Annotated in this window: 11 protein-coding genes; 6 read left to right on the top strand and 5 right to left on the bottom strand. The window is 37.7% G+C overall.

Annotated features, from left to right (window positions below; genetic code table 11):
- Positions 1–153 precede the first annotated feature (153 nt).
- The 5 genes from J2Y40_RS01705 to J2Y40_RS01685 all read right to left on the bottom strand — a co-directional run bounded on the left by J2Y40_RS01705 (position 154) and on the right by J2Y40_RS01685 (position 3516).
- Complete coding sequence (locus J2Y40_RS01705; protein ID WP_309996219.1) at positions 154–1311, bottom strand: hypothetical protein; 1158 nt, start codon at positions 1309–1311, stop codon at positions 154–156.
- 135 nt (positions 1312–1446) lie between these two features.
- The gene (locus J2Y40_RS01700; RefSeq protein ID WP_309996218.1) at positions 1447–2070 is read right to left on the bottom strand and encodes a hypothetical protein; all 624 of its coding nucleotides are present in this window, start codon (positions 2068–2070) and stop codon (positions 1447–1449) included.
- Positions 2067–2339 carry a DUF3408 domain-containing protein gene (locus tag J2Y40_RS01695; protein ID WP_309996215.1) on the bottom strand — a complete coding sequence of 91 codons (273 nt, stop codon included), beginning with the start codon at positions 2337–2339 and terminating at the stop codon, positions 2067–2069. Before J2Y40_RS01695 ends, J2Y40_RS01700 begins: the two co-directional genes overlap by 4 nt.
- Before the next feature lie 9 nt (positions 2340–2348).
- Positions 2349–2747 (bottom strand): DUF3408 domain-containing protein, encoded by a 399-nt coding sequence (locus tag J2Y40_RS01690; RefSeq protein ID WP_309996212.1) that lies wholly within the window; start codon positions 2745–2747, stop codon positions 2349–2351.
- Positions 2740–3516 (bottom strand): ParA family protein, encoded by a 777-nt coding sequence (locus tag J2Y40_RS01685; protein WP_309996209.1) that lies wholly within the window; start codon positions 3514–3516, stop codon positions 2740–2742. Before J2Y40_RS01685 ends, J2Y40_RS01690 begins: the two co-directional genes overlap by 8 nt.
- Positions 3517–4314: 798 nt before the next feature.
- On the opposite strand from J2Y40_RS01685, the gene mobA reads away from it, so the two are divergent.
- The 6 genes from mobA (at position 4315) to J2Y40_RS01655 (ending at position 12347) form a co-directional block, all read left to right on the top strand.
- Complete coding sequence (mobA, locus tag J2Y40_RS01680; protein WP_309996207.1) at positions 4315–4746, top strand: conjugal transfer protein MobA; 432 nt, start codon at positions 4315–4317, stop codon at positions 4744–4746.
- Positions 4743–6008 carry a conjugal transfer protein MobB gene (mobB, locus tag J2Y40_RS01675; RefSeq protein ID WP_309996204.1) on the top strand — a complete coding sequence of 422 codons (1266 nt, stop codon included), beginning with the start codon at positions 4743–4745 and terminating at the stop codon, positions 6006–6008. Before mobA ends, mobB begins: the two co-directional genes overlap by 4 nt.
- A 293-nt stretch (positions 6009–6301) precedes the next feature.
- Positions 6302–6832 carry a sigma-70 family RNA polymerase sigma factor gene (locus tag J2Y40_RS01670; RefSeq protein ID WP_309996202.1) on the top strand — a complete coding sequence of 177 codons (531 nt, stop codon included), beginning with the start codon at positions 6302–6304 and terminating at the stop codon, positions 6830–6832.
- An 83-nt stretch (positions 6833–6915) separates the two neighbouring features.
- Positions 6916–7737, top strand: a complete 822-nt coding sequence (locus tag J2Y40_RS01665) for a FecR family protein (RefSeq protein ID WP_309996199.1) — start codon at positions 6916–6918, stop codon at positions 7735–7737.
- A gap of 145 nt (positions 7738–7882) precedes the next feature.
- Complete coding sequence (locus J2Y40_RS01660) at positions 7883–10975, top strand: SusC/RagA family TonB-linked outer membrane protein (RefSeq protein ID WP_309996196.1); 3093 nt, start codon at positions 7883–7885, stop codon at positions 10973–10975.
- 10 nt (positions 10976–10985) lie between these two features.
- On the top strand, positions 10986–12347 hold the full coding sequence (locus tag J2Y40_RS01655; RefSeq protein ID WP_309996193.1) for a RagB/SusD family nutrient uptake outer membrane protein: 1362 nt from the start codon (positions 10986–10988) through the stop codon (positions 12345–12347).
- Positions 12348–12352: the final 5 nt, after the last annotated feature.

Here is a 12352-nt window from a genome sequence, read left to right as displayed (position 1 = left end):
GGTGGCATAGAATAAAATGGAACTCTGTGGAATTATTTGTCTTTTGGTGGCATTATGACGATCGGATGCCTACAGATAGCATCTGAAATGTAATCAGATATTGAGTAAGAGGCAACAATAGCGATTTAAGTCGTCGGATATAAGTTATAGATCTTAAATCTTTGGTCCTTTGCGCTTATTAAGGGAACTTTTTCTGCTGATACTTTCTTTCGGCTTTGGCGAATGATAAATCTTTAAATATTCTTTTTGTGAAAGGAGCCTGCTTCTGAGATCTTTTTCTGAAATTTTTGATGGTTTATCGACAATGATATCAATATGTTTGATTGCTTCATTTATACCAAAATCCGGAAGTTTTTGCGATTCAGAAAATGTTGGTGTAATGATTTTAAAACTGTCGGACATTTTAAGTTTATTATAGATAACGGTTAAATTTCCTTCTTTATAATCTGCTATCAAATGATTTTTATACTCTTTCCACTCAAATCTCTTGTCATTTTCATAAATGGGAATTGAAGTAGGTAAATCCTGTTTATCAAGAATAAAATCTTTATTAAGCAGAGACTTTACATCTATTCGCTGAGATTCTGCTTCAGCGATGTGATGCATTTTCAAATCATGATAAAATAATGCCGGGCTCCCAAAATATCCACAAGCGAGAGGGTCAAGATAAGAAATCATAGGAATCTTATAGATAACCAGGTTTTCAACTGATCGATCATATAGGACATCAACGATCTGATTGGTTTCCATATTTGTAAACAGGTAATAGCTTTCATCATCATCGATAAAGTAGTCATAATAGAACCATCCCAAGTCGATATCGTTTTCGGGATTATGCTTAGAATGTAAGGTATTATGATTAACATCAACCTCATAAATTTGTCCGCCAATATCAATTGTAACCATTTCTCCGGCTACTCTTCTCCGATAAACTTCCTGGTCTACAATAATTTCAAAATCAGTGAGATTCTTCAGATCATCAAGAGAACAGCCATACTTATTCATCATTCCATGAGGGTCTAGTTCACTTATACGGGGGATCGAAATCCGAAAAACCGTTTCATTATTTTCTTTCTTTATCTCGAGATGGCCATCGAAGGGATCTCCAAAGTCCAGATTTCCTATATGAGAATAGTTTTTATGTTCCACATTGTATAGAAATTCATAATGCGTTCCATAATCTTCCATTGCATCAAAGTAAATCTCGTTGTAAGGATCACCCTTTTCAATCAATACAATCCAATCAATGTCGAATTGAAATGTCGTTCCCAGAATATCGATTTCTGGTAATATTTTGCTTTCTCTGTCCATAATAATTTTATTTTTTTGTAAAAGTGTCCCGAAAATAGGTTGATGGAGTATCGAGGATTTTAAAGGATCTATTTGGCTTAGGATGGCGAATTACGATATAAAATCGAAATTCTCTTAATAAAAACAAAGGGGATCTTAAAGAAAATCCCCAATGTTAAAATCATCACTGTTCCCAGATGTCTTAGGTTCCGGCTCCGGCTCTTCTGGCAGATTCTTATTCAAAAGATCTGCAATCTTCCGGGAGGAACCATGCATAGCATTTTCCATAAGATAAAACAGGTCAGTACCTTGTACTTTACGAACTACCACTATTGCCTTTTTCATTGACGCAGGTTCCACATTATTTTTCTGTAGAACCCGCCCGGCTTGATGGAGTTCTTGAAAGGAAACCCCTCTGGCGTACCCTCTGTTTTCTTTTGGCAATGATCTATTTTTAAACTCTTCCTCTTCTCCCTCGTAGTCAATCGGCTCTTCGGAATCTTCCTCAGAATTTTGCTCCGGAACAGAATGTTTTAAACCCTTTCCCTCGGTTTTATTTTCAAAATTATTCCCTTTATTCTCTTCTTCTTTTAATTGGCGCTCAGAGGACTTACTTGGCGCTGAAAGGCGGCCGGTATACTTCGACTTGCCCATAATTTCTTTTGGATCATCCTTTTTAAGGACGACCGGATTTCTACCGATTCTGTTGATCACTACTTTATCCTTTAACAATAGAATAATTATTAGTAACAGGCATGTTAAAATCAAAACTTCCATCATAAAATCGGTTTAAACTTTTCTTTCTGAAAATCGATAATATCCGGTCCGAACTCTTTAAAGTGACAATCAAGAATATTGTCCAGATAGGAGTAGAGGGTAACTTTTTCCTCACGTGCCATCTGGGTAATCCGCAATAATCTTTCATGGAATTCCGGACGGATATAGACTACCTTACCATTTCTTCCGGATGGGAAACGGTTAACGAGGAAAAGGAATTTATAAAGATCCAGGTGAACTTTGTCACATTGTTTTTTTTGTTTCTTTTTCATAAGTATTATTTAAAAAATGGGTTTAAATTTGTCATTAAAATTGTCTGTTATGGCTTTCTCAAATAGCTCGAAATGATGTTCGAGAATATTGTCCAGATAAGCGTACAGTGGTATTTTGTCATCGCCAATCACCTGAACAATCCTTGATAGCCTCTCATGATATTCCTGCCGGACATAAATACTTTTATCACCTCTGCGATTCATGGAATGGCTATTTAGAAAGCGCTCGCCATAGTGTAAATCTGATTGTTTCCTGAACCGACCTTTTTCTTTTACTACGGATTTAGGAGCAGAAACTGTTTCAGTGGTTTCTGGCTGATTCGGATCTCTGGTTCCTTCAGCCATCACCTGCATCAGATATTCTTCATCAACTTTCGTTATATTGTTTTTTTTATCACTTTTATCCATTATTCCGCATATTTATTGTGTTTAAAAATTCCTCGATAAATAGGTCCAGTTTACACGACTTTACTAATCTCTTATCGGGTGGGAGAAAGGTAGACCGGAAAACGGTCTTAGTTTCTGATTCGCCCTCTTTCCTGAAACGTTTACTGTCTGTCACCCTGGTTTCCATTAATTTCAATCCTAATTCATGAATTATTTTATCATAATGGTCATAAAGGGCTGTTTTTTCCCTCCCATCGACCATATTCCAGAAAAGCCTGATTGTTTTAATCGACGTCTGACCTTCTTTGATGAGTATATTGGTCATAACATCGGTAAATGAAAGTGTGCTTTCCAGAACAACACGGTCTGCTGCAATCGGAGAAAATACATGGTGCATTCCGGCGAGCGTGCTCAATAGTCCTGGCGTATTGACTGTTCCCGGAAGATCGAAAAATATGATATCGATAGGAATGGGCGAGTTAGCAAGAAACTGTTCGGCTTCTTTTAAGGCCAAATCTGGCTTGCAGTCAAAGATGGGATAAGCTTTTTTTTCGATTGCCTTAAATTGTTGGTAGGCTGCCTTTTTTAAGACCTCATTTTGCATAATTGCGATTTGGTCCCGCTGCCTCATCTGAACAAGACTATGCTGTGGATAATCACAATCAAATACGGCCACGTTAAAACCGCGACTGTAATGTAGTGTGCTTGCTAAAATTGTAGTAAACGTACTTTTACCTACTCCACCTTTTTGACTTGAAAAGGTCACAAATAATGTTTTCTTGTTTTTCATTTTTTTAATTTTTGTATTGATTTAACTCTAATTCTATTTCCTTATTTTTTCATCATACCTCTGCTGATAATTGTAGACCTCGGTCCTGAAGGCAGGAATTCGATCTTTCACTCAGGACCGCCAGCAGGATAGATACCCATTGGGCCTGAAAGCCCGTTATCTTGAAATCCTTCCCGCCATCGGGCTTCTTCTCTGGCGGTATTGGAGGCAAGAGTTCAGCCTAGAACCCCTGCCTGCCTGATTGCAGATAGGCCTATCTGATTTCCAGCAACCTTGCGGAATGCTTAGCGCGCAGGATTGCTTGCGCTCTACTCTGCCTGCCAGCAATCCAGATGCAAAACAAAGCTGAAATCTTTCAGTCCCGACAATCTGAAGGCCCTCATGCCGACAATCCATAAATCCTGCTGTCAGGCTATCCGGCCCGCTATCAGTTTGGCCTGCATGATCGCTACAAAGAAGAAGATATTTCTAATGAATAAGGACGCAGTGGAATTGATTGGCCTTCGCTGGAACTTTTTGTCTCCCGCGGGTATGATGGGCAATTGAAAAAGTAGTCTTTACTTTGTATCGCTCAGAAAATACAAATAGTGGGGATGCGTTTTTTTAGAGGCAAGAAATGAAAAAAAGCATCTATTTTTTTATTTCATCCGCATTAGCGGAATCCTTTCATCGGAAAGGAGCAAGTTATCTTTTGAGCAGCTCGAAATAAATTCCGCAGCTCAAAACAACTTGCCCTGACGGGGTCTTAAAAACACTCTCCGAAGTCGAGGTTTTCATCATAATTTAAAGTTTTTGATCATGGATAATCAAAAGAAGGGGCAAGGCAAAAAAACTGGCCGTAAGCCCAAGACTGATCCCGCAAGACATCGATATTCTATAAGCCTGAACGATAAAGAAAATGATCGTTTCATATCGCTGTTTGAAAAATCAGGAATGAAAATAATGGCTCATTTTATCACTGCATGCGTGTTTGAGCGGACGATAAAAACGGTAAAAATTGATATGAATGCCGTAGAATATCATACCCGTTTGACAAATCTGTATAGCCAGTTTAGGGCAATAGGCGTCAACTATAACCAGGTAGTAAAGATTCTGTACCGCAATTTTTCAGAGAAAAAAGCTTCAGCTTATCTTTTTAAACTGGAAAACCAGACCGCAGAGCTGGCACAGCTCTGTCAGAAAATTATCGACCTAACGCACGAATTTGAGAAAAAACACCTTGAAAAATGATCGCAAAAATTGGAAAAGGCGCAAACCTTTATGGCGTAATTACCTACAACTTTCAGAAAGTGGCCAGTGATGATGGTGAGATTCTGGCCCTTATTAATGTACCTGAAAGTGTTAATGGGGTTTATTCTGTTGCTTATTTCATGAAATGTTTTGATCCCTATCTTTCTGCAAATAACAAAACCGAAAAACCGATACGCCATATATCTTTAAATCCAGATCCCGGCGACAACCTCAATGATGAGCAGTTAACAGCCATAGCCAAAGAATATATGGTCAAGATAGATTTCGATAATCAGCCCTACATTGTATTCAAGCACACCGATATTGAAAGGACCCACATTCATATCGTGACAACCTGTGTAAGGTCTGATGGAACGAAAATTCCTGACTATAACGACCATAAAAGATCAATGGCTGCCTGTAGAGATATTGAAAAACGCTACGGTCTGTTACCAGCAACCGAAAAAATAGGACAGGAAAACTTAAACTTTCGCCCAGTTGATTACCGGAAGGGAAACATTAAAAGCCAGATTTCTTCAGTCGTCAGATATCTTCCCCAATATTATCAATTTCAGACTTTGGGTGCCTATAATGCCCTGCTTTCGCTTTTTAATATTACTGTTGAAGAGGTCAAAGGAGAGATCAATGGACAGCCCAAAAGTGGCCTTGTTTACTTTGCACTTGATGAATCCGGTAATAAAGCCAGCAATCCATTTAAGGCTTCTTTATTTGGTAAGATGGCCGGAATTGAATATTTAAAAAACCACTTTGAAAAGAGTAAGATCGCAATGAAATCCAGTCCTGTAAAATCCATTTTAAAAAACACCTGTGAAGCAATTCTGGCAGTTACCGATAATGAAGCTGAATTCAAAAAGCAGATGTCCCGTCAGGGTATTAATATCCTTGTGCGCCGTAATAAGGAAAACAGAATTTATGGAATCACCTTTATTGATCACGAAAGCCGTACGGTTTGGAATGGTTCACAACTGGGGAAGGAACTCTCCGCTAATTTCTTTAACGAATACTGGACAAATGGATTAAAGTATGGCAACGGCAATTCTTCTGAAAGCAATAATGTATTGACAGGATCGGTTCATCATTTATTTGACTTTATTGACAGAGATGTTTTTACGAATTTGACGGAGAATTTCATCGAAGATGAATCGGTATTTCCTTCAATACAGGGCGATGACTATGAGGAAATAGATTTTGAAAGACGAATGAAACGAAAAAAGAAAAAAAGAGGACCAAGGCCAGGATAAAATTTTTGAAAAAAGGGAACCATGGAATAAAATAAAAATACCTATATGAAGACACTTTATATTGTGGTAAGTTTGGAAATTGGGGAACCTCTGAGGACACTACTACTCCACTTAAAAAATCATATTTTCAATACATTCTATCTAACTTCATATTAGGGGGGGGGTAGATTTGCTACCCTTTTTTTCGTTTAAGAGCAGTACAATCTTAAAAACAGCAAGTTATCCTATTGATTTTATATGTAAAATCGATTTTTTTGTAAAAAATCAGTAAATTTGTTACAGCAATATAACCTATGTGGTCTACCAATAGACATATCTCAATCGAAGAGCATTCTTACAGGCAACTTGTTCAGCAATACAATCCATTACTGTTTTCCATTATTTCACAAAAGATAAATCAACGGGAAGATGTAAAGGATCTGATACAGGATGTCCATATCCACCTTTGGAGGTATAGAGACAGTCTCAACCGGGAGAATGTGGAAGCAATAATAATCAACACCTGTCGTCAAAAGATTGCTGCATTTTATCGCAGTGTTGCGACAATAGAAACAAAGGAGGATTCATTAAATGAAAATATTGTGGATACCGATTGGGAAATGTTGTCGGAGGAGAAAGAAAGGCGTTTAGTTCAACTTGATATGGCAATAGAAAATCTTTTTCCGCCTATCCGACAAAAAATATTTCGGATGAATAAAATAGAAGGTATGACACAGGATAATATCGCCGCGCGTCTCAATATCTCAAAACGGAATGTTAAGTTTCATATCGAGCAATCCCTATCATTCATAAAAAAACACTTTAAAATTCATAAAAACAGTTAAAGTAAGTTAATTTTAGTTAAAAATAACTAAAATTACTGTCCTTTTTCTTCGGTTCCGCATATATGATATAAAGAACCAATATTATGAAGGATAACGAACCTATTCCTTATCTAACCCCAGAAGAAGAGGAAGAGATCTGGACGAACGTTTTTCGTGCGACAAGAGCCAATGACCGGAGACGACGAAAGAGCAAAATTTTCATTTTAAGTGGACTTACCTGTTTCATTGTACTGCTTGGTGTTTTGGGATATGCATTGCTTAGTCCGACAGTGTACACAGCGGACAAAAAGGAAATCCAAATTGTACTATCGGATAAGTCTGAGGTTACATTGTTTAAAGGAGGAACCCTCACTGTTGAGAATTTCTTTTTAAAAGATACCAGAGACATCTTTCTTAAGGGCGATGCGATCTTTAAGGTCACAAAATCGAAAGACCACCCATTTATCGTGCATGGTAATGGCTATCAGACAAAAGTATTAGGTACGGTATTTAAAATTTCGCAGGCAGGTAAAAGCTTCCTTGTTGACCTCTACGAAGGTAAAGTGCAGGTCAACAGAAACGAAAAACCTGAGGAAACCTATGTTTTGCATCCCAAAGAAACGTTCACTAATATGGGAGCGCCAGAAATTGCCGCTGTCATGAAAACGGAAAATAAAACCGTTCCCAAGACCATTAGTGATAAACGCATTAACGTCAATTTTAGCGGATGTTCGATAGATATAGCCATGAACGTTATTGAAAAGAATTATGGTGTTAAAATTAAATATCCGCTGGAACTGAATAAGGAGAATCTTTCCATTACAGGACAAAACGCAAACGCAGAAGACATAATCAAGGCAATAGCCTTACAGTTTAACCTAAATACTAAAAAAATCAATGCTACAACATTTGAACTGGAAAAATAGGCTGTGGAGCCTGGTTACTCCGGCACTGATCCCCGATCAGTGAAAGGAATTGAAGTATACGAAAAAGACCGACGGCGGCCACCGTCGGCCAACGTACTTAACTAATAACTATTCGTCGATTATTAATTTTATACAATGCAAAAATATGAAAAAACTTTGCACGGCTGCCCTTTTCTTTATACTCAGCGGCCAAGGGCTTAATGCCCAGCAAAATCTCTCCACCTTGAGAGTAAGTTATCAGACAGAAAAAATGTCTGTTCCTGATGCCATCCAAAGCTTTATATTCCAGAATAAGATCAGGCAGTTTGCTTATTCAACAACATCGTTGAGCGGATATTTCGTGAAACCTACAAAATGTGCCAATGAACCTGTGATTGCCTGTCTTGACAAATTGTTGAAAGGCTTGCCAATTGAGGCCCTGATTGACAACAATATGCTTATTGTCAGGAAAAAGAAGAATGAATCTATTTCCGATTTACAGGAAGTGGAAGCTTCTTCAATAGCAATGGCTGATACTTTAAAATCTTCTACATCTGTGAACAGAATAGATGAAATTGTTGTCAATGCCGGATACTACAAAGTGGCTGACAAAGACAGAACTGGAAACATTTCAAAAGTGACGGCAAAGGATATAGAACATCAACCGGTAACAAATGTTCTTTCAAGGATTCAAGGTCGTATGTCTGGTGTCAATATTGTTCAGAATAGTGGTGTTCCCGGTGGTGGGTTTGAAATTCAAATCAGAGGGCAGAATAGCTTACGAACAGGATCATTTACAGATCCTAATGGTAATGTCCCTTTATATGTTGTTGACGGTGTTCCACTTGGTGAAATCTCAGCACGGATGTCGCAAATTTCATCTACAATTTTTCCAAAAGGGAATATCAGTCCCCTGAATAGTATTAATCCCAATGACATAGAAAGTATCGAGGTTCTAAAAGATGCTGACGCTACGGCAATATATGGCTCCCGTGGTGCAAATGGTGTTGTACTTATTACAACCAAGAAAGGGAAAAAGGGAAAAATAATCCTGAATCTTTCCACCAACTATGGTATCAGCGAAGCGATTTCAAATCTGAAATTAATGAATAAAGACCAGTACCTTAAGATGCGTCGAGATGCCTATGCAAACGATGGAATTACGACCTATCCGGCCAATGCTTATGATATAAATGGTACATGGGACCAGAACCATGAAACAGACTGGGTAAAAACACTGATCGGAAAAAAGGCAACATTAAGTAACACCCAGCTTTCATTAAGTGGCGGTAGTGAAACCACCAATTTCATGGTGAGCCTGGGGCATGATGAACAAACCACAGTATTCGGACAGGGATTTAAGTATAGCAGCAATACTTTTAACTCCAATATTTCCCATCGTTCTACTGACAACAGGTTTCAAATGAGTATTTCCAATATGTTCACCCAGCAGAAAAATAATATTATTAGAACCGACATGACAAATGATGCGTATCTGTTAGCACCTATCTCTCCTCAGCTTTACATGGCAAACGGAGGTCTTAATTGGGAGAATAATAGTTTTACAAATCCTTTGGCAGCATATAATTCCTCATACGATAATGATACAAAATTGTTCCAAACGAATTTGAATACAGAGTACCGTATCTTCAAGGATCTTAAAATAAAATTGAATGCTGGTATTAACTACACCACTGTAACCGAATTAGCTTTAACCCCAAATACAATTTACAGCCCTTACTTATCAACAGGCTCATCAAGTTCCAGTTCTCAAGCATATAGAAAATCTCAGCAGGTATTTTCTTTTATTGCTGAACCACAAATAAGCTGGCAAAAAAACTGGGGATCGCATCACATAGAAGCACTTGTGGGAAGTAGTTTCCAGAGAAGCGTAAGAACTACGGACGAAAAGCTTGGAATCGGCTTTGAAAGCAACCAATTCATCAGCAATATAGGAGCAGCAAAAACGGTCATGAACTTGGAAGATTCCAATATCGAATACCGCTATGCTGCACTGTTTGGAAGACTTAATTACCAGTTTAGAGGAAAATATATCTTAAATCTAACAGGCAGACGTGATGGCAGTAGCCGTTTTGGTCCAAACAAACGCTTCGCGAATTTTGGTGCTATAGGTACCGCTTGGCATTTCTCAAAGGAAACCTTTTTAAAAGACCTAAAATGGTTAAGTTTTGGAAAATTAAGAGGTAGCTATGGCTCGGCAGGTAGCGACAACATTGGAGATTTCCAATATCTTGATAATTATGTTGTTTCTTCTGCATTGTCATACAACAATATTACAGGTTTAACTCCTTCCAGACTATATAATCCCGATTACAGTTGGGAAATTACAAGAAAACTGGAAGCTGCACTTGAAATGGGGTTTTTCAAAAACCGTCTGAACCTAACAACGGCATGGTATAAGAACCGTTCTTCCAATCAGCTCGTGGGTTATCAGCTTTCCGCAGTAACAGGCTTTACAAGTGTTATGGCAAATCTTGCAGCTACTGTTGAGAATACTGGTATTGAAATAGAATTATCAGGTCGCCCCTTCGTTGGTGAAAATTTTAGGTGGGAATCTGGCTTTAACATAAGCTTCCCTAGAAACAAACTATTATCATTTCCCGGGCTCGCAGGTTCATCCTATGCAAATCAATATGTTATCGGACAACCAACAAATATTATCAAGCTTTATCAATTAGAGGGTATAAACCCAAAAACCGGACAATATCAGTTTACAGATTTTAATGGTGATAATAAAATATACTCGCCAGATGATAGACAGGTGATAGAGGATATTAGTATCAAATACTTTGGAGGGTGGAATAATAACATAAGTTACAGAAACTGGAATCTCTCTTTTCTTTTTCAGTTTGTAAAAAAGAAAGGGGTCAATTACAACTCTGTTATTCCTATGCCGGGATTAATGAACAATCAACCCATTGAAGTCCTCAATGTATGGTCTGAAAATAATCCAACAGGGTTTTATATGCCATACAGCACAAAAAATTCAACTAGCCAATCTTTGTTTCGTAGTAGTAGCGCTATTGTTTCAGACGCTTCTTTCATCAGGTTAAAGAACTTGCAGTTAGCATATAAACTACCGCTTAAAAGTGAAGTTTTCAAACATGTGATGATTTACTTTCAGGGACAGAATCTTTGGACGTGGACAAAGTTTTTCGGCGTAGATCCGGAAGCAGCAACCCCTGGTTATTTACCGCCGTTGAGAACCTTTTCTTTTGGAGCCAATTTTAATCTTTAAAATTTTAAAAATGAAAACTAAATATTACATCATACTTATTATCATCGCATTCATTAACTTTTCTTGTGAGAAATCAATTGATGTTGATATGCCCGACAATCTAATAGACAAGGAAACTGTCTTTAAAGATACACAGACAGCCAATGCGGCACTTGCAGCGTTATATATGGACGTTATGAAAAGTTCCCCTATAGCGGGAGGAGCCCTTGAAACCTATTTAGCAAACTATACTGACGAATTGGATAATTATTCGACAACCTCCTCAGATATTCGTGATATCTTCCTGAACCAGCAGGTTGATAACAATAGTCTTATTTATAATGTCTGGGCGGGAGCTTATAAACATATCTATTCTGCAAATTCCATTTTGGAAGGTGTTTCAGAATCTTCAGGAATTCCGGTTTTGGATAAAAAATATTTAAGAGGTGAGGCGTTACTTGTAAGATCCATTATGCTCTTTTACCTCAACCAGCTTTATGGAGACATTCCTTACCCAGTTTCTACCGATTACCATGTAAATAATACAATTAGTAAAACAGCATCAACGGAAGTACTAGCTAAACTAGAAAATGATCTTGCCGAAGTATCTAATCTTTTGCAGAATGATTACCGTAATACTGAACGCACATACCCAAACAGAATGGTCGCAAGATTGATGCTTGCAAAAGTTTATATGGCAGAGAAAAGATGGAACAACGCTGAAAACCTTTTAAAAGAAATTGTACAAAGTCCTTTATATAAAATGGAACCTGATATTACCAAGGTTTTTCAAAAGACAGGCCAGCATATAATTTGGCAACTTAGACCTAATAATAATCTCTCATTATCCCAAGCTTCCATATATTATTTTACAAACTCTGCACCTTCAACTTATGCATTGACAAGTGGATTAATCGGTTCATTTCCAAATGCCGACTTACGTAAACAGAAATGGATTGCACCAGTAGTTTTTAATGGGGTTACCTATTACAGGGCTGAGAAATATAAAAACCGTGGTGGTAACAATTTAACCGAATACTCCATAGTATTCAGATTGGAAGAAGCATATTTATTATTGGCGGAAGCACTCACGCAGCAAGATAAAATTGCAGAGGCTTTGCCTTATGTAAATGCAACAAGGCAACGGGCACTACTTACTCCATTAGCTATGCCCATAACAAAAAATGCACTTTTGGATGAAATACTTCTTGAAAATAGGAGGGAATATTTTACCGAAATGGGCCATCGTTTCCTTGACTTGAAAAGAATGGGCAAACTTAGTTCTCTTCAAACTACGAAACCCAACTGGAAAGATTTTCATCAGCTTTGGCCTGTTCCTCAGAAAGAAATACTACTCAATACAAATCTTAATCCACAAAATACCGGCTATTAATAATG

Source organism: Chryseobacterium sp. 2987 (assembly GCF_031456375.1).
Classification (GTDB): domain Bacteria; phylum Bacteroidota; class Bacteroidia; order Flavobacteriales; family Weeksellaceae; genus Chryseobacterium; species Chryseobacterium vaccae.
This window is presented reverse-complemented; position numbering and strand designations above follow the sequence as displayed.